Genomic DNA, 19,873 nt, shown 5'->3' on the forward strand with positions numbered 1-19,873 from the left:
AAAGGGACTAAGGTCCCTTTTTATATATTTATTGCTTTGTGAAAGTGGGCGTTTAGTTATGATAAATATAATATGTTTTTAAATTACTCCAACTAACATTAGCTAATTTAATTAAATAGGTGTTTAACATGCAGGATGTAGTTCTAATGAAAACCTTTGTAGAGCCAGCTAATCTACAAGAGCAATACGTTCGAACATATGAAGTTTATAATTCACATAAGAAAAAAGAGTTAAATGGCTGGCTACTTATTGAAAGCTCCACTAAACAAGATCATGCTCAAGGAATTTTAATATTCAATTTGTCATATACATACTTGAATATTAATGGAGAAAAAAAAGATGGAATATTTGAAGCTCATTATAACAAACACGAAAATGAAGTTAGCCTGACAAATGGAAATGTACACCTAGAAGCTGTTAAAGGGATGCGTATAGGGTCTTTGCTTATGAGCTGTGTTATAGAATGGGTTCGTCAGTGGCCAGAAGCTGCTGTGAAGAAGATAAGATTATCAGATGTCGATGCTACGAATGGAATGTCCGAAAATAAAAATAGGCGAAACCGTTTCTATGAACAATTTGGAATTGAATTTGAATATAGGGACGACAATAAAATAAGTGGGTTTTCCAAGAAAATGCTTGTTAGTGGTCTTGTTGACAATAAAAATTTTTTAAAAGAGCATGACGGAAACATAGAAAGAATAGATGCTTTTCCTGATTATCTTAAATCAATAATGAAGAAATATGAAATAGAGGTCAGACAAAAGGAATTCCTACAAAATAAACTAAAAGAAATAGAATCACATTCTGTATATAAGTTATTAAAAACTTTTAATATTTTGTGATCTTACTGATAAAAACCACAGAGGCGTAAGCCTCTTTTTTTTGTCTAAAATTTTGTCAGCTTCTGGGTTAGGGTGATACTGGTTATACAGCAAGCAGCACCGCCACTCAATCCGTCAATAATTCATGCGCCACCAGCGCGATAAGGATCAGACATGAAAAACGAACTTTTGGAAGTTGTCATCGCAATGCGCGACTACATCGACGCGCTGCCGTCTGATGTTGTGGCATCTCTGCCTGCAATGCCTGGGTTCGACCGCGATTGGGCTGATGAAGTGATTGACGCAGCGCAGCGTGCTGAAATAAGCCAAACGGTCACCGCTCTGGGTGCGGTAGCGTTTCGTGAACAGATCGTGAAATATGTCGGCGGTCTGGGTAGCTCAGTTATTGCACAATCCGTGGTGGAAGCCATTCTGAGTGCCGCTGAACGTTCTGAAGCCAAGGATGCCAAAGCATGAAGGCCTTATCCATCCGCCAACCGTGGGCGTGGCTGATCACTCACGGTCACAAGGACATCGAAAACCGCAGCTGGAACACCCACCAGCGCGGGCCGATTCTCATTCACGCCAGCGCGCAGCTGGCATCCAAGACCGATATGGAAAAGGCGAAGGAAATCCTACGCGCCAAATTCGGTCACTCCCTGATGTTGCCTGAAAGAAAGTATTTTTCTTACGGCGCGATTATCGGCGTAGCGACTATCACTGGCTGTGTCGAAGAAAGCGAATCTCCGTGGTTCTTCGGGCCGAAAGGCTTCACGCTGGCGGATGCCAAAACGCTGAAGCCAGTCTCTATCCGTGGCCGCCTGAGCTTTTTCGAGACAGGCCTTCGTCCACATGCGGTCTTCAGCCTGCTTGTGCCTAATGACCACACGGATGATACCGAAATCAAAGCAGCATGTTCGCAGGATAAAAAAGAATGAAACTCTTCCCTATCAATTTCACCGATGAGCAAGTCCGGGCTATCCGCAGCGGTCAAAAGGTTCAAACCCGCCAACTGATCAAAGAAATCTGCCTCGACACGTTCCCGGAATCCCTGACTAAACGCCAGCGTGCGCTGGTGGATAAGGTTTTGCCACCCAAGTTTGGGCCGACGTTTTTCTGCCGTTTTGGACATGTAGGCGATCGGCTGTGGATTCGCGAAACCTATGGCGACTGCGGTGTGCGCCTGGTTTATCGGGCAGATCTGGAAGATGGCGCGGCCAATAAAGTTAAGCGCTGGTTCCCGGCACAGCAAATGACACAGTTTGAGTCGCGTATCACTCTGGAGATTACAGAGGTGCGTATTGAACGCCTCCGTGATATCAGCGATGCAGACGCCTTGAGAGAAGGCTGTTCTATCCGGGATACACGTAGCGGGGACTGCCTGGCCGATGTTTTCGGGCGCAAGTGGTCAGTAATCCACGGTGTTGATAGCTGGAAAGCCAATCCGATGGTTTGGGTGATCGACTTTAAAATCGTGGACGATGCCCGATGAGCCGTCTGGTTGTTGTGACTTTACTGGAAGACGCCGGAGAGGAGCATGTTCACCTGCCTACGGGTGACGTGGGCGCTGGTGGTGGATATACAACGTTGTGCGGGCTTGATGGTGGCCTGAGTGACACTGCGATGGAAACCAAACCCGCACCTCGTGGCTCAAAAGTTAACTGCCCCAAATGCTGGGCAATATTCAACACCTGCCGTTCGTTCCGGTCAACCGACTTCGATCCGGCTGTAAAACAGGAGTAATACCCGATGCGGGAAAAAGACATTGTTCACGAGAACGGCAAGTTCTGGGTGTTACGCGATAAAGGCGCTTACAGCGTGATGAAGTCCGGCGTAACCCACTCAGAGGGTGATAGTTCCTATGCGCTGACTGAAGATGGTCTGAGCATTGCGATCGCGCGATGCGACTACCTGGCTGGCCGCGCAGAAACGACTGAGTTGGTGGGTTTCGCCAAGACTCTGCATTTTTACATGACTGAGGCCTCAGCCTGGCTGCTGGAAGAGCGCCGCGAATACATCCAGCGCGTGATCGTTAAAAAGCTGGTGGTTGGACTGTCCGACATGGCGAAATGGTCGCCTGAGTGCGCCGCAGAGCCTGATTCGGTCGAGCTGAAGCAGATGTATACCGAAGGGTTGGCCTTCTTTACTAAGAAAGGGTTTGCCGCTGATGGACAAAATTGACAAATTCTTGCTTCAGGAACTGAGCCTCCTTCGGGATGAAAAAGGTGAGCTCGCGCGCTGGGTTCTACAGCTTCAGGCAGACCTGGACACTGCACGCCGTGAAAAGGCCGCAGTAGAGGCTCAGCTGTACCGGGCAACTGCACCTATGCCGGTTGCGGAGTATCAATACCGCTATTGCTCGTCCGATCGCAGTATGTGGAGCGCCTGGCATTCCATTCCTAACGAATCGCTGTACCAACGTATGCGGGCAATGCACTCCGATGGTTCACACCAATTCCGTGAACTGTATGAAAGGCAAAGCACCAAATAATTGACGTAATAAAACAGGAAGTCGTAATGGCAATGACAGTAGAGCAGTTAAAAACGCGCGCTGCGGCATTTCGTCTGGAGGCGTTGCGCTGGGAAGACATGGGGTATTCCGAAAACACTAAGCGGTTGCGGGACAACGCTGATGCACTGGAAGAACTGGCCGAACTGAAGGAAGCCCCACCTTTGGGTTATGCCGAAAACGGTAAGGGCTTCATTTATCCGGCTGACCGCGCCGATCGCATCCAAAATCCGGTCGCCGTGTTTGCCGCTCCACCAGCACTGCATATTCCTGTCGGGTTCATGCTGGTACCGAAAAAGCCAACCGACGAACAGCTGCGGGCGATGCTTGCTGTTCAGTCGCCGGCCACTTATCGCGAATACCTGCGCCACCCTGACAACGGGCCGAAGTCAGCGAAAAAGACGGAAGACGATATTGATATCGCTACCCGTCAGTATGCTGCGGTGATGGGTGCCGCGCCGGAAGTTGTTTTGTCTGAAGGAGGTAAGGAGTGACCAAGCTACGCTACCGCGCCAAGAAATGGCGTGATCTGCAACCGGGTGATGTGGCCGTGCTCTATAGTTTTAAGGTGCCGTTCCACTACGTGATCCTGGGCAACCCCCGCAAACATGCCTACGTGTACGACAACATCATGTACGACGCACGCAAAGCGGAGGATGTGGTGATTGAACGGGAGGTTGATGCTCACCCGGATGAAGATGTTTTTGTGCTGGATCCGGCGCATCACGCGGCTGTTGTTTCAACCATGACCAAAGAAGAGCGCTGGGCAGAAATTCATGCCGAGTTCGAACAGAACAACCTGGTGGGAGATGCCGACGATGAAAATAACTGAGACCAAGGTGCTGAGCCTCGAAATCAGTGAGCTGCTTGACTTTGATCCGATCCGCGTCATGACTGAAAACTATGGGCCAGGGCGTGGTCGCATTACGGTTACCTGCGAGGGTAAAGCGTGGACCTCTGCCTGGTATGCAATGAGCGACCGCTCCGTTGAGCAGTTTTTCTGTGACTGCGGGAACGACTACCTGATCACCAACATGGCCGGTAACGTGAGCAGCGAAATCGACAATGACAATGAGGCGAATATGCGTTTCATGTTCAGTGAAGTGCTGCGCCTGCGCCGGGAAGGGGAAATATCCAAAGACCAAGCCCGTGTGTGCTGGGAAGAAATCGACGGATCTGACGATATCAAAAGCACAGTCTGTGGCTATTCTTCAGTGATCAGTGAAGTGCCATACTTTAGCACCGAACCGTGGTACCTGCCGTGGCCGACGATACCGAACCCGGCCTTTATCCGCCTGAATAGCATGTTTGACATCGTTCGGGCTGCACTGCAACAGCACCTGGCTTTGGCCGGGCAGTCAGAGGAAACAGTAGCATGACCGAACGTGAGCAGTTTGCCAAAGATAACGCCATGTCGATGGACTTTGTGGACTGGTTCTTCGACCACAAAAAAGACGGCTGTGGCAACGTCTGGTTTATGATGGCTGCGGCCATGTGGGAAGGGTGGAAGGGGCTGGCGAGCCAGGAGCCGAAGCCGCTGCAAGTGACTGACGGGATGGCGCTCGATTTTCACCACGCGCTGACTGACGGCAGTATTGGTAACGACGAACTGGAAGAAATCAAGGTCGGCCTGCGTGCTGCGTTGTGCAACGTTACCGAGCTCCCGGTTACAGCCTTACCTGATATTGCGACGTTACGAGTTGCTTTTGAGCGCAGCGAACAGGAAAGTGATAACGGTACCGCACTGAAAAAATCTGGTCTGGGTTACGCTGATAAATCCGTTCAGTCCCGCTGGGAACAGTGGTTATCCTGCCGGGCTGCTATGCTGCCATTATCAGGCACTGCTTCCGGCGCGCCAGCTGCGCAGGATAATAGCAAACAACTTTGCCCCGATGCGTGGGAACAGTTAACGGATCTGATTGACTCACCAGTGGCTCCAACGGATGCACTTAAGCAACTGATGAGCAGGCCACGCCACACTTCGTAAGGTTGATAGTGCCCACGCCACCAGCAAGCCCGGCTCACGTCGGGCTTTTTACTGCACAAAACAACCCCGTATCAGAGGTGCTTTTGTAGACCAACCAAAGCACCCATACCAAGCGTAATGACAACGACATTACACTCCTGTATACTTAGCAATGAAAGTAATCAATTGGGAGGTTAATATGCCAACTCAAAATAATGTGGCCGTAACACGTTCATCACTGAACCTGAGAATAAAGCCAGAAGACAAAATCCTGATCGACCGTGCCGCGAATGCAGTGGGGAAAAACCGTACCGAATTTGTTCTGGAAGCCGCTCGACGTGCAGCTGAAGAAACGCTGGCAGATCTGCGAGTCATCAACGTCAGTCCCGAAGTTTACCAGGAATTTATCAACCAGCTTGATGCCGCGCCTGGGAGCAATGAGGCACTACGAAAAACAATGATGTCTAAATCCCCTTGGGAGGAATGACATTGAAGCTAACAGCACCTGAACCACTCAAATCAGACCATCTGCTGGAAGGTTTTTCCTCTGGAGAAGAGGCGTTAGATCTCTGGCTAAAAAACCGGGCGATGAGTAATCAAAACTCCGGAGCGTCGCGCACTTTTGTGACCACTTCGGATAACCAGGTGATGGGATATTATGCTCTGTCAACAGGGGTCGTCAGCACCAATCAAGCCGTTGGTCGATTCCGCCGTAATATGCCCACCGATATTCCCGTCATTCTACTCGGCAGGCTGGCGGTTGATACAAGGGCTAAAGGCCTTGGGATCGGAAGAGGGCTTGTTAAAGATGCCTGTCATCGCGTTATTCAGGCCTCAGTGCTGGTGGGCATTAGAGGGGTGGTGGTTCACGCTCTTACTGATGATGCTAAACGGTTCTATGAGCATATTGGCTTCCTGCCTTCGCCGCTCGACCCGATGATGCTAATGATAACGCTCAGCGATCTGCAACTCGCTATGGGTATTCACCCGAACTGACCAAGCCCGGAATTTCGGGCTTTTTTTTCGTCAACCGTCTTACTGCTCGCATAATAAAAGCACCTTTTTCATCGCGAGACACTTCAATGACTACTCTCATCTGGAAGCCGAGCGAAAGCCGGTGGAACCAAGGCGAACAACTCTACATGGGCCAGTTTAAGATCGGGTCAGCCTACTACGATGCCACCCAAGCCCGTGCCGGTAATTCTTATGCGACGCGTTGCAGCCTGCCGGGACTCAAAGGCGATCTGGGGCATTATCCTGATATGGCCTCAGCCAAAGATGCCGTTGAAAAAGCAGTCGCCTTCTGGCTGAGAAAGGCAGGGCTGCAATTCACTGGTATCGCCTCCGCAAAGGCGCAGTCATAAACCAAACGCAGAGTATCGCTGTCAAAATCGAGAGGCTGTAATGACTTCCAAACGAAGCGGTCAATTACCTAGGGGAGTGGGGGTGGCTTTCATCTTCCTGCTGCTCTGTGCTGGAGTGGCATTGCTCTTCGGTGCAGGATGGCTGATTACGACCGTTATGAACGGGCTTGATGCTTTCCCTTATGCACTCAGGGGATTTTCATGCCAATGGCAACCTGAGCCCGGTTGCCTGACCATCATTGAAGCCCCTACGACGTTTTGGGGTTATCTCGTTATTGGTGGTGCCGGATGCATCGCATTACTGTTCGCCTGCGTATTCGTAGGTATGAGTCTTCTGTCATTGCATACACTGTCACAGGTCATCAACAAGCAACTGGACGGCCTGGATAAATTCGGTGCCAGGTTAATCTCGCGTTTGTTCAAAAAGTAAATCCAATGAAAGCAGTTCGCCTTCATCAGCAAGCACGAACTGAGCCCGGCAATGTCCGGGCTTTTCTTTGTCAGCGGTCAAAAGCCAGGATAATGAGCCTATATCCACCAGCCGAGTAATTTTGAAACGCAGAGTTAGGAGCACAAATGAACCAAGAACTCATCGAAAAACTGAAGCGCCTGGCAGCGGCCTGCCCCATTAAGTCTTTTCATGCTTCATGGAGCAATAAGCCATTCCCGGAAACCAGCTATCAAATGCTGTTCAGCGGCGATGAAGGTGACGACCGCTGTCTGATTGACGATCCCGGTTTTGAGAATACAGAGTTCAACCGTCATGAACGCAGCGCGCTGGTTCAGTATCTGGGTGCTCTGGGTCCAAACGTTATCCTTCAACTCATTCAGCTGGTGGAAGAGTCCGCCATCGCTCGCTGTGACGATCTCACCGAAATGGAGCAGCTAGCGCGAGAAGCGACCAAAGGGCCGTGGCGCTATGACCCGCGTGTAACCACAATCGAATTCGGCGAGCCAGATCGGATTGACGATTATGACGCTGAAGATGCCGGTATCATCACCTGCATGGTGAGCGGGGAAATCAAAGGTGATGTCGAAGGCGTTCAGCGTAACAAAAATGGCAACTATATCGCTGCCGTACACCCGCAGGCCGTTATTGGCCTCATCCAGCGAGTGCGCAAGGCCGAGGAAGGCAAGTGACCATGAACATGCGCCGTGCATGACGCGTTATGTGAATTAAAATTTCTTTACCCATTTTTAAGGCAAAAATCATGCAAAAAGAGAACGCGGTTTCGAAATTAAAAGAAGCTATCGAGCTGGCACTCCCGATTTATCACGCAGGTGGAACAACCAGAGCCTGGGCTAGCACGGCTACCCCTATGCTGGTCGCTGACGCCTTAGCGGAATTGGAAGCAAAGGCAGAGCGTTACAACGCTATTTTAACTGAAGCGATCGACAGCCTGAAGAAAAGCGAGGCCGAAGTTGCCGAGCTGAAAAAGGCGCGCGATAACGCGGCTACGGTGCCTTTCATGTGGGGACTGATGACCGCTGACGGTGGGCCGTTCTTTGATGAGTGCTGTGTCGGTGAAGAAGCCGTCGTGCAGGAAGTGGCTACAACCTACAACAGCATGGCCGATGTTGCTGATCACATCACACCGGTGAAACTTTTCCTCGGCCAGAGTATTCCAGGTTTATGCGCGCCGAAACAAGGTCTGACACTGCTCAGCGCTGGTGCCGGTAAAATGGCGAGTCCAGTGCATCAGTTTACCGCAGAAGAGCACCAAGAGGCGCTGCCGTTTAATGCTGCCGAGTCTGATAACTCCGCTGAGGATTTGGACTATGACGTATAGCCCTGATCAGCTGGCGCAGTTGCTGACTGCTGCCCAACGTGGCGAGCAAGCGCGAACTTCAGGAAGCGATAGCGAGGTGCTTGAGGCATCCGCCGTATTGCTGGGACAGCTTGAAGAATTGGGCGGTTTGTCTGCGGTTATCATGACGCTGGTGGAGATGATCACCGCCAAAAATCCTAAGCTAAGCAAATTAGCCCTGAAGACCCGCGTGATAACATCAATGCAGATCCCAAAAGATAAAGCCGCGAACCTGACGAAAGCCGACCTGGATGCGTTATGGGTCTTACCTGAAGGTTGGTTTAAGCCTATGAGCCTGTATATCCTTCGGCCGCAATATCGTTGCGAACGACTATACGATGCGGGGGTGCTTGAAAGCAGGATGAGTGGTGAGTACCCCGATTATTACCGAGAGTACCAAGTAAAGGAAGGGTGCCGAGAAAAAACCTAACCAGATTACCCACCAGCAAAAGCCCGAGTCGTTCGGGCTTTTTTTTCGTTACCTGGCTCCCTTCCCGGATAATCAATACTCTCATCACTGACAACAGAAGAGGAAATGATGACTGTCAGTATCGCTACCCTGAACCAGGTTCTTGCTGAGTATGGCAAAAATCACGTAGCACACCAGATTGCCCGGCAGTTGCTGGATATCATCTGCGCTGAACCGGCCATGTTCAGCATTACTTGCCACGGCAAAGTCGAAGAAATCGGCGGTGATACCCAGGCATTTACCCGAGAGGAATGCGAGCGCGAGCTGAAACGCTGGTCAGAAGGCGTTGACGAAGCGATGGACGGTTATGCCGTCACCCCGCTTTACGCCATTTCTGAAGGCGTAGGGAACTCATTTGGCGCTCTGCATAAGCAATTACAAGAGGCGCTAACCAGCTGCGAAAACTGGAAGCGAAATTATGAGAGCTCTCAGGCGCAGGTTAGCCAACTTTTGCAGGGTGGCAGCGAAAAGGAAAACGCTCTGGCCGAACGGATCAAAGAACTGGACCGCCGGGAAAAAGAGGTTGAGCTTCAGGAGAAATCCCTCTATCACGAGCGGGAACTCATCCGCAATGAACGTAAAATTCACGAAACCACAATTCGTGACCTTCAAAATCAACTCGCAAAACAAGGTGGTGAAAATGCTGGAAATTAAACCGGGGCAGATCTGGGAAGAAGTTGACCCTCGATATACTCCGTTACGCCGCATTGAGGTGCTGGAGGTTGTATCAGTCTCCGGGCCTAAGGGGATCCGCATCAAAAGCCCTAGCGGCCGGACAGTTTGGGCAAGTGCCGAACGCTTCAACGGTAAGCGCGGTGGCTATCGTCTGGCTGCGGAGCAGCCTGGCAGTGAACTTCGATAGGGGGCAAAAGAGCATGTCATCGAACGACCTTAAAAAAGAAAAGCGTATCTGGTTCGGCGTTATGGTGATCTGTGCAGTTTTCACAGTGCTGGAAACGGTCAGTGCAGTGCTTCACGACCGATCGGTACAGGATTACATCCTATGCGGTGTACCTGCTGGCGTCCTTTGTTTTTCGACCTATAAAGGACTGATGAAATTCGCCGTGGTCAGGCAGTATCAAGGCATCGTTTTGCTTACTGCGGTACTCGCGAGCTTGCCTATCGTTTTTATCTATTCCTATTTAGGGGAGCCCGTATCTTACGCCAACCGTTCCTACTACCCATTGATCATCTTTATCGCTGGGTTTGTCATGTGTGGCATATCAGCGCTCTATGTCAGTACCGGTAAGTCGATTCTCAATCCGGAATCGAACTAACCAGTCCACCAGCCCGATCGCTATGGTCGGGCTGGCTCAATCAATACGGCTTTCCTGAAGCCAAAATTAACAGAGGTTATCATGAAGAAAATGCGCCTGGACGATGAAAAGATTTTTTGGGCAGCAACCGGTTTATATTTTTTGGTTTTCATGTCGGTTGATGTCGTCGTTGCTTTGATGGAGCACAGGCTGCGCATGTCGTACATGGCGTATGGCGCTGGGGCTGGTGTGGTTTTGTTCACCGTAATTTGGGGGGGTATGAAGGTTGAAGCCATCAATAAACGGCTCAATTTCAATATGCTTATTTTTTACATGTTCTTGTGCATGGTTGGAGCGATCGGGTCTTTGACAGGGACAGGGGAAATTATGTCTACCCTATTAACCGAATTTTTCATTGCCGGGCTCGTAGCCAGCATTTGCGGGTTTATCTATGTTTCGCTCGGAAAATCCGTTCTCTTCCCAAAAGACAACATCAACGACAAGGAGTGCCTCAATTGACCAACCAAGTTATCGCCCCCAAATTCGGGCCAGGTGGATTGCCCGGTAAAAGCCAACAGTGTCTCCAATACACACTGGATGAGATCGCTACACTTCGCCGGGTCGCGGAAGCGGCAACGCAAAAAAACTGGAAGTGGTTCACGAGCAATAGTAACGCAAGGCTGAGCTGCGTAGAATCCGGCAAGGACGGCGATATCATTTCGGCCTTCCGAGCCCCTGATGGCGTGCCGTGTGTCAGCGTAAGCCAGGAAGACATGGCCTTCATTGAAACCTTTAACCCGGCCATGATCCAACGGATGTTGAATAGTCTGGAGGCGAAGGTGTTGCCTGCTCACCTCTATGGTAAAGACGCCACGCGTGCGGACCTGTTAGCCAACAGTGAATTGATAGACTACTGCGGTGTGCGTATCCCAGATTACGGTGTAGGCATGGACAGCCAAATTCTGGCTGCGCGTGGGGACGAACTGAAGGTGCTACATCCTGATCTGGCTGGCTGGAGCGCAACGCTTATTGCTGAGGCTGAGATGTACCAGGCGAAACACGCACAGGAAAGTCAGTGGGTCGCATCGTTGAGCCTGCCTGACTTTATCGTCTATCTGGCTGGGTTCACGCCCCGCTAAAACCACCAGCAAAATTAAAGGGGCTCTACGCCCCTTTTTTACCTAATTCAACACGCTGCTTTATCTCAACGGTTTGGTTAAGTCACGCATATGTAGCACCCGGAAGCATTATTTCAAGGATAACCCCAGGTCCGAAGGACAAGCCCAAGGCCGCTCCGATCGCAACAGCGAAAGTCATCAATGACTGGCGAATGACAGCAGCAGCCGTCCCTACGAGAGCAATCAATCCCACAAGAATACGGCCTAAAGACCCCTGCATATATGTGTAAATAACTTCCCATACCGAATCCCATCCTGCACCGTAGTAAACATCATCAAAACCATCCTCAGCATATGCAGTGGTCACGCCCAGCGCCAGAACGGCAGTGGCGGCCATAACTGATTTAATTTTGCTGGTAGTGAGTATTCTCATCGTGTACATCCTTAAATAAATTCATTGAAAGCTTGTGTGATCACCTGATCACCTTGCAGTATCAAGCAGTGAGCATTGCAAATATACCGAGCTTAGCCCGTCGAGGCAGCAAAATAGCTCCCCCTTAAGCCACGCAGTTTCGCAAGAAAAAGTGACTTTCGTCCGTGACCAGAAGAAATCAAAAATTTTAACGAGAATACCCTTCGTCAGCTGAAAGGGCGGGGTGATACTGAAATTCCAAAGCAACACGACAACGAAAACCACTGAGGACCTGTATATGCTGAAAAAACTGCTCGTTGGCTCTATCTTTATGCTGGCTGCAACCACCGCAGCTGCGTATGACGGTGTGATCCGTTTTGTGGGTGAAATCGTCGAACCGGCGCACCTGATAACCGCTAAAGGTAAACCTGTCGCAAACGTAGCCGATCGGCTGCAAAGCGTCGAAGAAGAAACGACCTACTCCAAAGTGGACAAAACGCAGGTTGTAGGCAAAACCATCATCTACACCTGGCGCTGATAATCTCAGCGGAAAACTCTTTTAAAGGCTCGACATTGTCGGGCTTTTTTTCGTCATAGGTATGACTCAGCTGATAATGAAGGTTCATTCCACCCATAGGGGGTAACAGTGGCAAGCGAAGAAATCCGAGAGGTTACACGCATTGGGCGCGCCGATGGTCAATGGGGTTGCAAATGCCCACATTGTGGCCGCGCTATGTTCTTTTCTGAAGACACCATCGAAGAAGTGAGGGGGAGTCAGTACCAGCATACGGCGCGCCTGTCCTTCATCTCTGAGCAACGTTGCAACGGCTGGCTGGAAGTATCAAGCACGGCCAAATATTCACGCATCATGTTTGACCAAGGGGAAGAGTAATGCTTTCAGTTGAACGTATGGACGAGATCGCTCGCCTAGCTATTCACCTCAATCACATCAAAGGCTGTGCTGCGGTTACCAGTAGCGGCGAAACCGTCATGCACCATACGCTGGTGGAGCAGATCACAACCGCGTTGCACGACCTTACTGCACAATTGCAGGCTACGGCTTTAAACAGCACGGGGCAAATTAACGAACGCCAAGCCTTTAACGCCATGCTGGCTTCTGACTACTCTGCCGACAAAAGCGGTGCGGTCACTGAAGCTGACGAGAAGGCTTTTATCTCTGGGCTATGGCGTGTATGGCAGGCGCGCGCCGAGCTTGCACGCCCAGCGATCCCATTGTTCGCTGTGCCGGAAGGCTTCATGCTTGCGCCTAAACGCCAAACTGAAGAGATGGCGTTTGCCGTAATGGCAGGGGTTCACCCGGACGATTACGCAGCCATGATGGCGCAGGCTCCGCGCATTAACGTGGAGTGTGAGCACGTTGGGTATGTCACGAAAGACCGTCGGCACATGATCTTCAAAGACAGCCCGAATATGCTGCCCGATGATATCTCCACCCTGGATAAGCTGGTGGTATTGAAAGCAGCGGTGCCCGCGCCTCAATACAAGGCCATGCCGCGTGAAATGACCGATGAGATCGGTGAGGCGATCGCAAAAGAAGCCCGTTGCTGCGGCGGTATAGCCTTATCCATCTACGAAGCGGCTCTGGATGCGGAACCAGAAGGAAAGCCCGATGAAAAATGAAGTGATGGGGGAAGAGCAACTGATCGATATCTGCAAATACGAACCTGAAAATTCGTTGCTGCGTATCATCGCCGAAGAGCTCCTGGCTCGCCGTCAAGAGGACAAGCAGACGTCCCCAGAAAGTGTCGTGTTGCTGTGGGACCGTATCGGTGAGATGGATAAATCACAGGTTATGGATGTGCTGAGCACAGTTTGCCGCAAATACACCAAACTACATGGCCGGTATTGTGATGCTGTTCAGCGCGCTGGCGAACTGTCCGTTAAGCTGGTGGCTATACAGGGGAAACGCGATGAGTGAAGCCAGCGATAAGGCCGATCTACACCGGCAGCTAATCCGCCTGGGTGATATGATGGGCGACGGCCTCCATCACGAGCCGGGCGGTAAATGGATCAGCAAGGAGTATCGCCGCGTAGCCAAAGCGTTAGGGTACGACATCCCAGCGGTAAAGCGGCAATCTGACCCGGCGCGAGAACAACGAACTGAGGCCATCAACCAACGAATGCAAGAGCGTGTTCGTGATGTGCCCTGCCCGAAGTGTGGCGGGGTACTGAAGCAGGTTCGTTCCGGCTCTATGAAAGCTAACTGCGAACCTTGCGGCAATCGGTATACGTTGCTCACCGTCCAGAGAAAAAAATCGCGTTAACTTTCCAGGTCGCTCACAATGAGCGACCTTGTCTCCTTTTTTCGTCACCGCCGCATTCCCCCTATAATTAGGGTATCCACCCCTTTGAAATGGTATCAAGATGCTTTTTTCCTTTTTTACAGATGGCGTATCAGGGTTCATTTTCATGTGGTTAGTAGCCATCTTGTTCATCATCTGGACCTGTATATAAGGAACTGCTATGCCTGAAGCTATCAAACAAGGTGCCGGAACCATAACGACCAGGGATCTGTACTTTCGCTATACCGCCTATAACGGACGTCGTCATACAGTCAAAGTGACCGCATTCAACTTTGACGGTGGCGCATACGTTCAGGATTTCCCCAGTGTGGCGATCCCCGCAGGGAAGATAAGAGTGCTCCGATGTACTTGTGGTGCCAATAACTGGACTGACGACGGCCGCTACATCAATGATTACTGCTGCGGTTCCTGTGGGGCATACGTGACGATTTGCGTTGAGAAATGAGGCATTTTCAGAGCGCTACATTGTTTTTGAAAATATAGACCGCAATAGGGTTGTAGAGCCTTCGTCAGCTGATCGGGTAGGGCGAAACTAATTGCACAAGGTAAGAAAACTAACACGCAATTAGGAGTCATCATGAAAGCTCAAGCTGTTCGCAACCGTTCATTTGATGCCATTAAAGCCCGCGCAGCAAGCGTCATCAATGCAGTAATCATGCATGAGGCCACCAGCGCTGTTCTCTTCGCTCTGATGGTGTTCGGCCTGGTGTATTGCGGCGTCCTGTTCGGTGTTCAGCCACTGAAGTAACTCAATCCCAAGGGGTCGGGGTAACGCCTAGTCCATTACCGTCAGCGTAGAGCACTGACGGTGTTTAGCTCCCGGCTAGGGGGCTTTTTTTTTGCCTTCGATTCCACTCAAAGCGGCTACCATGATAATCACCCTGAGGGTAATACCCTTAACCCTGAGGGTGATTTGGGGTGAGGGTAAGGGTTGCGCAAAAATCGAACATATGATTTCATTTGCCAACTATCCTTTTCAAAATGACAGGCGCGATGACAGACTCCACGTTTAAAAAAGCTCTCGCCGCTCTGGAAGAAAGGGGGCTTACTCTGACCGAAAGCACAAACAGGATATTCCTCATCCTTCCTGGATATGGCCGCGTGAATGTAGCTGTGCGTAATTCCAGAGGAGAACCAGATACAGCCACTCTAACCGTGAGGGCTGATGGTAGTGTTAGCTGCCGTCTGTCTCATGAGCCGAGGGATACAACGCCGACACGCCGGGAATGGTGATCGTACTTCGTTAACCGGTTACAGCGGGACATAATGAAGTCTCTACTTACAGGAGGCCATCATGCAAAGCGAAGCATTTAAAGAACATGTCCGCAACTCCATCGACCCAAGCGCCACTATCCAGGCGAACTGTCATCATCGCGTCACTTTCAAGTGCTGCACCCAAAGCGACGTCATAGATCAGGTTAATGCCAGCCTGGTTCGATCCGCCTTGGGTGTAGGGGAAGGTGACCCGTTACCCGTGAAAGCCAGCCCAATGGCCGCTAAACGAAACCCCAAATAAGCCTTACTGTATTCTTAAAAATTGAGAGTTCTGGCCTGTTCAGAGCTCTTTTTTTATTCAAAAAAAAGATGTTTTTTGTCCGATTTCCTTCGTCAGATCTGCGGGTGTGAGATAATTATCTTAGTTAAAAACAAACACATTTACAGATTTGGAGGGCACAAAAATGGCAATCAGCATCAAAAACCTGTTCGGTCGTAATCGTAAAGCAAAAGCACATTCAACCAGTTTTGTGTCTGATATCCAGGTCGATTTTGAAGAAGAGCAACCAGAGTTCTTCACTCAGGAAGAGCTAGAAGAGTTGGAGTACGAGCGCCAGGGTATTCGCTTCACCGAAGAGGAAGATCTCAGCGCTATCGCTCACCTGGCCGTTACGCACTACTACTACGACGACGAGGAAGAAGACTTCGTCGAAGAAGACATCGAGACCGCGCCGTTACGCCGCTATGGTTGCAGCAATGAAGTCCAAAAGATGAATGACACCATGTTCCAGATGGTTTATGACCATACGATTGGTGGTCAACTGTCCGCTGGTGGTGTTTTCGGATACGGCTCAATGTAATAACTGGTTATGCAATGCATCAAAGGGGAACTCAGGCTCTCCTTTTTATTTTCCTTTGAATCTTTTTCCTGCCAAGCCGCCTTTTCGGGCATGTTCCCCAAGAATTGATGAGCGCCCCCGGCGCGATCTGGGCTGGTCACATAAACCAGCCTTGTGGGAAGGATGCCACAGCACCCTGGGTGAGCTCTCAGCGAACCCACACTGTTCGCCCGGATAAAATAGGGACTATTATCAGGCGACCCACAAAGCCCGAGGAATGGGCTCGGAATGACATAGGGGAGGGGTTTTAACACCCCATCCCTATGTTAGTTCGATGATCTCCCCAAGGTACTTTTGGGGGTTTGAGGGATAACGGAGCCGCGACCGCCACCAAACATGCCACCTACAAGGAAAAGGCCAGCAATTCGATGGCCTTTTTTCTTTGTCAGTCAATTGAACTGAGTAATTATACTTATCTCAAATGGCAGCGGTGAATCCCGCTAAGCGCAGGGGCCTGTATTGCAGCTTTACTCCTCCGAATTGGCGAGTTGACTTGATACGGTCAACTCACTGGGAGGCACCCAGCACCGCTGTCATTTGCCCCCCCAACGTTCAAATCTTCTTCCTACAACTTGGAGAAAACATGTCTCTGACATCTCGCGCTAAAGCAGAATTGAAAGATGCCGCTAGTTGAGCCAGATGTTTCTGTGTGTTTTTCCTACCTAACGAGGTCAAGATGTCTAATTACTTCAGCTTTTTCGCATACCTTCCTGAATCAATAGCCATTTTGATGGTTGGATTTATGGTGATTACAATGATCGGCATATCTTCATCATGGTTGGCAATGAATAAGGTTAGAAGTAGCCAAGAACGCACCCTATGGCAAGCGACGAGCCTACCCTCTATTGCCCTACGGAAAGCGCATATCGTAGTACGCAATCTGTTTATTGCATACGCAATTATTTTTCCATTCTACCGAGAACTCCCGAACCTATGGACGGTCATAGCTTGCCTCGGTGTGGTCCTGACGCTGAGTTTGTATGCCTGCATTCGATTTAAATACGCCCAATACGTCGAGACTATTCCAAGGAAAGAATTAACAGAAAAGCAGAAACAAAATCACAGTAAGTATGTGTCATCTGAAGAACGACAGTTTAACGCCATAGTAAAGTGCATTGATTTGATAGATTTGAAAAAACCATAACCTTTTCTTAGTGTTAAAAGAATCCAAAGGGCCAGCTTTTGCTGGCTTTTTTATAGAAAATTTCCGACCGAAAACGAGCCCGTTTTGAGGGGCTTTTCCCTGTAAATAGATATACCTGCTTTTTTATAATTTCCTTGGTGCCATTCCGTGCATGAAAGGCAATTACGCCGTTTTACGTTAACCCAGTGGAGTAAGTACATGTCGATCAGTTCTTGGTTGAAAGAGAACAGTAAAAGCAGTTTGGCCAGCAAAGGTCGTTCCAATGCGGGCAAGTCTCTGGCATCAATGCCTGAGAACAAAGTTTTGGTAAAACGACTGAACAAAGTCATGCTATCGCTAATGGTTGCAGGCGTTTTCACTGGGACCTCGTTTGCGGAGTCACCAGCCATTAACATCGGCGAAAACAACAAGGTGGTGGAAGGTAAAAAAGGTGTCGTAGTCGGTAATAACAACGATTCTCAGCATGACGCTTCGATCGTCATCGGTGACGAAAACATTACCCAGCTCTATGGTACTTCCACTGACAAGTCACGTCTGATCATCGGGAACGGTAACAAGGCTAATTCCGGGGCCATCATCCTGGGCAATAAAGCGACCGCTGGCGAAGAGGCCATTGTGATCGGTGGTGAATCCAGTAAGACGTTAGGTGTGGCGATCGGCGCTGGTTCTAAAGGTGGTTTTAACGGTGTTGCATTAGGTCAGGGCTCGAATAGCGAAAATTCCAACTATGGTGTGGCGATCGGTGCTCAGTCGAAAACAATCAGCTCCGGACGTTCGGGGCAGGGCTCTGTGGCGCTTGGTTCCGTTGCGTCGGCGGGTAATGGCGGTATCGCGGTTGGCTATGGTGCTAACGCTGATAAAGGTGGAGTGGCGATCGGTATAACTGCGCGCTCAACTTACGAAGATTCCGTTGCGATCGGCAATGGTAGCGTCACGAACCGTAAAAATTCGGTCTCCGTTGGTGATTACGGCAACGAACGTCAAATCACATCGGTAGCAGAAGGTACAAGCGGCACTGATGCTGTTAATAAAAATCAGCTCGATGTTGTGGACAAAAAAGCGAAAGAGGCACTGGGTGTGGCAAATAACGCCCAGGATGCAGCCAATTACGCAGCTGATGTTGCTGAAGATGCCAACGCAAAAGCTGATAACGCTGCCAAGAAGGCCGTTGAAGCAGAGGCAGCGTCAAAGACCGCAGCAAGTAAAGCAGATCAAGCTCTAACATCGGCCGGGGAAGCTAATGCCAACGCCATTAAGGCGCAAGATGCGGCAGGGCAGGCTCAGGCAACGGCAAACAGCGCTGATAGTAAAGCTGATAGCGCACTTTCCGCCGCAAGAGAAGCGAACGCAAAAGCTGATGCGGCTCAATCCAGTGCAGATAAAGCTCAGGCGACAGCCAACGACGCCAGCGGGAAAGCCGATCAGGCGCAGGCCTCGGCCGATAAAGCTCAATCAACCGCGACCGATGCTGGGAACAAAGCGGACGCTGCGCAATCCAGTGCAGACAAGGCACAGTCATCTGCGGATAAAGCCCAGATCACTGCCAACGATGCCAGCGGGAAAGCTGATCAGGCACAGGCCTCGGCGGATAAGGCTCAATCAACCGCGACCGATGCTGGGAACAAAGCGGACGCCGCGCAATCCAGTGCAGACAAGGCACAGTCATCTGCGGATAAAGCCCAGATCACTGCCAACGATGCCAGCGGGAAAGCTGATCAGGCACAGGCCTCGGCGGATAAGGCTCAGACAACCGCGACCGATGCTGGAAACAAAGCGGATGCCGCTCAGTCCAGCGCTGATAAGGCGCAATCGGCTGCGGTCAAAGCCCAGGAAACCGCCAACGATGCCAGCGGGAAAGCCGATCAGGCGCAGGCATCGGCCGATAAAGCTCAATCAACCGCGACCGAGGCAGGGAATAAGGCCGATGCCGCGCAATCCAGTGCAGACAAGGCACAGTCTTCTGCGGACAAAGCACAGGGCACAGCCAACGATGCCAGCGGGAAAGCCGATCAGGCACAGGTCTCGGCCGATAAAGCTCAATCAACCGCGACCGATGCCGGAAACAAAGCGGACGCAGCTCAGTCCAGCGCTGATAAGGCGCAGTCGTCTGCGGACAAAGCCCAGAGCACCGCCAACGATGCCAGCGGGAAAGCCGATCAGGCACAGGCCTCGGCCGATAAAGCTCAATCAACCGCGACCGATGCCGGAAACAAAGCGGACGCAGCTCAGTCCAGCGCAGATAAGGCGCAATCGGCTGCGGACAAAGCCCAGAGCACCGCCAACGATGCCAGCGGGAAAGCTGATCAGGCGCAGGCCTCTGCTGATAAGGCACAATCTACCGCGACCGATGCCGGGAACAAAGCCGATGCAGCCCAATCCAGCGCTGATAAAGCGCAATCCACTGCCGATCTGGCCCTTAATTCCGCAGGCAATGCTCAGGTCTCAGCTGATAACGCCCAAGCATCAGCCGACCAGGCAAATAAAAAAGCGGATGGCGCTCAAGCTTCTGCCGATAAGGCACAAGCAACGGCAGACAATGCACAAATGAGTGCAGATAAAGCCCAATCG

General features: G+C 50.7%; 33 protein-coding genes. 31 read left to right on the forward strand and 2 right to left on the reverse strand.

What is annotated here, in order from left to right:
- The first annotated feature begins 146 nt into the window (after positions 1-146).
- From PSF28_RS22130 to PSF28_RS22230, 21 genes are all read left to right on the forward strand, one after another.
- Positions 147-842 carry a hypothetical protein gene (locus PSF28_RS22130; RefSeq protein WP_131680406.1) on the forward strand — a complete coding sequence of 232 codons (696 nt, stop codon included), beginning with the start codon at positions 147-149 and terminating at the stop codon, positions 840-842.
- Positions 843-995: 153 nt separating this feature from the next.
- Complete coding sequence (locus tag PSF28_RS22135) at positions 996-1,298, forward strand: hypothetical protein (RefSeq protein WP_131680407.1); 303 nt, start codon at positions 996-998, stop codon at positions 1,296-1,298.
- A complete protein-coding gene (locus tag PSF28_RS22140; protein ID WP_131680408.1) occupies positions 1,295-1,759 on the forward strand; it encodes an ASCH domain-containing protein in 465 nt (154 codons plus the stop codon). The genes PSF28_RS22135 and PSF28_RS22140 overlap by 4 nt, the downstream gene beginning before the upstream one ends.
- Positions 1,756-2,313, forward strand: a complete 558-nt coding sequence (locus PSF28_RS22145; RefSeq protein WP_131680409.1) for a morphogenetic protein — start codon at positions 1,756-1,758, stop codon at positions 2,311-2,313. The genes PSF28_RS22140 and PSF28_RS22145 overlap by 4 nt, the downstream gene beginning before the upstream one ends.
- Before the next feature lie 257 nt (positions 2,314-2,570).
- Complete coding sequence (locus tag PSF28_RS22150) at positions 2,571-3,002, forward strand: hypothetical protein (protein WP_131680411.1); 432 nt, start codon at positions 2,571-2,573, stop codon at positions 3,000-3,002.
- Positions 2,989-3,312 (forward strand): hypothetical protein, encoded by a 324-nt coding sequence (locus tag PSF28_RS22155; RefSeq protein ID WP_131680412.1) that lies wholly within the window; start codon positions 2,989-2,991, stop codon positions 3,310-3,312. Before PSF28_RS22150 ends, PSF28_RS22155 begins: the two co-directional genes overlap by 14 nt.
- A gap of 26 nt (positions 3,313-3,338) precedes the next feature.
- The gene (locus PSF28_RS22160; protein WP_131680413.1) at positions 3,339-3,824 is read left to right on the forward strand and encodes a hypothetical protein; all 486 of its coding nucleotides are present in this window, start codon (positions 3,339-3,341) and stop codon (positions 3,822-3,824) included.
- Positions 3,821-4,162: a hypothetical protein gene (locus PSF28_RS22165; protein WP_131680414.1), complete on the forward strand. Its 342-nt coding sequence runs from the start codon at positions 3,821-3,823 to the stop codon at positions 4,160-4,162. The genes PSF28_RS22160 and PSF28_RS22165 overlap by 4 nt, the downstream gene beginning before the upstream one ends.
- Positions 4,149-4,709, forward strand: coding sequence for a hypothetical protein (locus PSF28_RS22170; protein WP_131680415.1), 561 nt, complete (start codon positions 4,149-4,151; stop codon positions 4,707-4,709). The genes PSF28_RS22165 and PSF28_RS22170 overlap by 14 nt, the downstream gene beginning before the upstream one ends.
- On the forward strand, positions 4,706-5,317 hold the full coding sequence (locus PSF28_RS22175; RefSeq protein WP_131680416.1) for a hypothetical protein: 612 nt from the start codon (positions 4,706-4,708) through the stop codon (positions 5,315-5,317). Before PSF28_RS22170 ends, PSF28_RS22175 begins: the two co-directional genes overlap by 4 nt.
- Before the next feature lie 178 nt (positions 5,318-5,495).
- Positions 5,496-5,783, forward strand: a complete 288-nt coding sequence (locus PSF28_RS22180; RefSeq protein ID WP_131680417.1) for a type II toxin-antitoxin system TacA family antitoxin — start codon at positions 5,496-5,498, stop codon at positions 5,781-5,783.
- On the forward strand, positions 5,780-6,292 hold the full coding sequence (locus tag PSF28_RS22185) for a GNAT family N-acetyltransferase (protein WP_131680418.1): 513 nt from the start codon (positions 5,780-5,782) through the stop codon (positions 6,290-6,292). The genes PSF28_RS22180 and PSF28_RS22185 overlap by 4 nt, the downstream gene beginning before the upstream one ends.
- Before the next feature lie 86 nt (positions 6,293-6,378).
- Positions 6,379-6,660, forward strand: coding sequence for a hypothetical protein (locus tag PSF28_RS22190; RefSeq protein ID WP_131680419.1), 282 nt, complete (start codon positions 6,379-6,381; stop codon positions 6,658-6,660).
- Between the two features lie 40 nt (positions 6,661-6,700).
- Positions 6,701-7,090 (forward strand): hypothetical protein, encoded by a 390-nt coding sequence (locus PSF28_RS22195; protein ID WP_131680420.1) that lies wholly within the window; start codon positions 6,701-6,703, stop codon positions 7,088-7,090.
- A 146-nt stretch (positions 7,091-7,236) separates the two neighbouring features.
- A complete protein-coding gene (locus tag PSF28_RS22200) occupies positions 7,237-7,800 on the forward strand; it encodes a hypothetical protein (protein ID WP_131680421.1) in 564 nt (187 codons plus the stop codon).
- 71 nt (positions 7,801-7,871) lie between these two features.
- The gene (locus PSF28_RS22205) at positions 7,872-8,450 is read left to right on the forward strand and encodes a hypothetical protein (protein WP_094962637.1); all 579 of its coding nucleotides are present in this window, start codon (positions 7,872-7,874) and stop codon (positions 8,448-8,450) included.
- The gene (locus PSF28_RS22210) at positions 8,440-8,898 is read left to right on the forward strand and encodes a hypothetical protein (protein WP_131680423.1); all 459 of its coding nucleotides are present in this window, start codon (positions 8,440-8,442) and stop codon (positions 8,896-8,898) included. Before PSF28_RS22205 ends, PSF28_RS22210 begins: the two co-directional genes overlap by 11 nt.
- Positions 8,899-9,003: 105 nt before the next feature.
- Positions 9,004-9,591, forward strand: a complete 588-nt coding sequence (locus tag PSF28_RS22215) for a hypothetical protein (protein WP_136135458.1) — start codon at positions 9,004-9,006, stop codon at positions 9,589-9,591.
- Between the two features lie 161 nt (positions 9,592-9,752).
- Positions 9,753-10,214 (forward strand): hypothetical protein, encoded by a 462-nt coding sequence (locus PSF28_RS22220; RefSeq protein WP_180359562.1) that lies wholly within the window; start codon positions 9,753-9,755, stop codon positions 10,212-10,214.
- An 81-nt stretch (positions 10,215-10,295) separates the two neighbouring features.
- Entirely contained in the window at positions 10,296-10,712 is a 417-nt protein-coding gene (locus PSF28_RS22225; protein WP_094962642.1) for a hypothetical protein, read from the forward strand.
- The gene (locus PSF28_RS22230) at positions 10,709-11,332 is read left to right on the forward strand and encodes a hypothetical protein (protein WP_131680425.1); all 624 of its coding nucleotides are present in this window, start codon (positions 10,709-10,711) and stop codon (positions 11,330-11,332) included. The genes PSF28_RS22225 and PSF28_RS22230 overlap by 4 nt, the downstream gene beginning before the upstream one ends.
- An 82-nt stretch (positions 11,333-11,414) precedes the next feature.
- Here the strand turns inward: PSF28_RS22230 and traA are convergent, their stop codons facing one another.
- Positions 11,415-11,744 (reverse strand): TraA family conjugative transfer protein, encoded by a 330-nt coding sequence (traA, locus tag PSF28_RS22235; RefSeq protein WP_094962644.1) that lies wholly within the window; start codon positions 11,742-11,744, stop codon positions 11,415-11,417.
- 277 nt (positions 11,745-12,021) lie between these two features.
- On the opposite strand from traA, the gene PSF28_RS22240 reads away from it, so the two are divergent.
- The 5 genes from PSF28_RS22240 to PSF28_RS22260 all read left to right on the forward strand — a co-directional run bounded on the left by PSF28_RS22240 (position 12,022) and on the right by PSF28_RS22260 (position 14,008).
- Complete coding sequence (locus PSF28_RS22240; protein WP_094962645.1) at positions 12,022-12,261, forward strand: hypothetical protein; 240 nt, start codon at positions 12,022-12,024, stop codon at positions 12,259-12,261.
- A 108-nt stretch (positions 12,262-12,369) separates the two neighbouring features.
- Positions 12,370-12,615, forward strand: coding sequence for a hypothetical protein (locus PSF28_RS22245; RefSeq protein WP_094962646.1), 246 nt, complete (start codon positions 12,370-12,372; stop codon positions 12,613-12,615).
- Positions 12,615-13,364 carry a hypothetical protein gene (locus PSF28_RS22250; protein ID WP_094962647.1) on the forward strand — a complete coding sequence of 250 codons (750 nt, stop codon included), beginning with the start codon at positions 12,615-12,617 and terminating at the stop codon, positions 13,362-13,364. The genes PSF28_RS22245 and PSF28_RS22250 overlap by 1 nt, the downstream gene beginning before the upstream one ends.
- Positions 13,354-13,662 (forward strand): hypothetical protein, encoded by a 309-nt coding sequence (locus PSF28_RS22255; RefSeq protein WP_094962648.1) that lies wholly within the window; start codon positions 13,354-13,356, stop codon positions 13,660-13,662. Before PSF28_RS22250 ends, PSF28_RS22255 begins: the two co-directional genes overlap by 11 nt.
- Positions 13,655-14,008, forward strand: coding sequence for a hypothetical protein (locus PSF28_RS22260; protein ID WP_094962649.1), 354 nt, complete (start codon positions 13,655-13,657; stop codon positions 14,006-14,008). The genes PSF28_RS22255 and PSF28_RS22260 overlap by 8 nt, the downstream gene beginning before the upstream one ends.
- 151 nt (positions 14,009-14,159) lie before the next feature.
- Here the strand turns inward: PSF28_RS22260 and PSF28_RS22265 are convergent, their stop codons facing one another.
- Positions 14,160-14,294: a hypothetical protein gene (locus tag PSF28_RS22265; protein ID WP_255468643.1), complete on the reverse strand. Its 135-nt coding sequence runs from the start codon at positions 14,292-14,294 to the stop codon at positions 14,160-14,162.
- Between the two features lie 330 nt (positions 14,295-14,624).
- Here PSF28_RS22265 and PSF28_RS22270 point away from each other — a divergent pair, with 330 nt between their 5' ends.
- The 5 genes from PSF28_RS22270 to PSF28_RS22290 form a co-directional block, all read left to right on the forward strand.
- Positions 14,625-14,795, forward strand: coding sequence for a hypothetical protein (locus PSF28_RS22270; RefSeq protein ID WP_163768363.1), 171 nt, complete (start codon positions 14,625-14,627; stop codon positions 14,793-14,795).
- Between the two features lie 546 nt (positions 14,796-15,341).
- Positions 15,342-15,563: a hypothetical protein gene (locus PSF28_RS22275; protein ID WP_136135456.1), complete on the forward strand. Its 222-nt coding sequence runs from the start codon at positions 15,342-15,344 to the stop codon at positions 15,561-15,563.
- 163 nt (positions 15,564-15,726) lie between these two features.
- Complete coding sequence (locus PSF28_RS22280) at positions 15,727-16,122, forward strand: hypothetical protein (protein WP_131680428.1); 396 nt, start codon at positions 15,727-15,729, stop codon at positions 16,120-16,122.
- A gap of 715 nt (positions 16,123-16,837) precedes the next feature.
- Positions 16,838-17,305, forward strand: coding sequence for a hypothetical protein (locus PSF28_RS22285; RefSeq protein ID WP_131680429.1), 468 nt, complete (start codon positions 16,838-16,840; stop codon positions 17,303-17,305).
- 198 nt (positions 17,306-17,503) lie between these two features.
- Positions 17,504-19,873 (forward strand): alanine-zipper protein (locus PSF28_RS22290; RefSeq protein ID WP_272685654.1); only part of this gene is annotated, 2,370 nt, incomplete at its 3' end.

It is taken from the genome of Providencia sp. PROV130 (assembly GCF_028482225.1).
Taxonomy (GTDB): Bacteria; Pseudomonadota; Gammaproteobacteria; order Enterobacterales; family Enterobacteriaceae; genus Providencia; species Providencia rettgeri.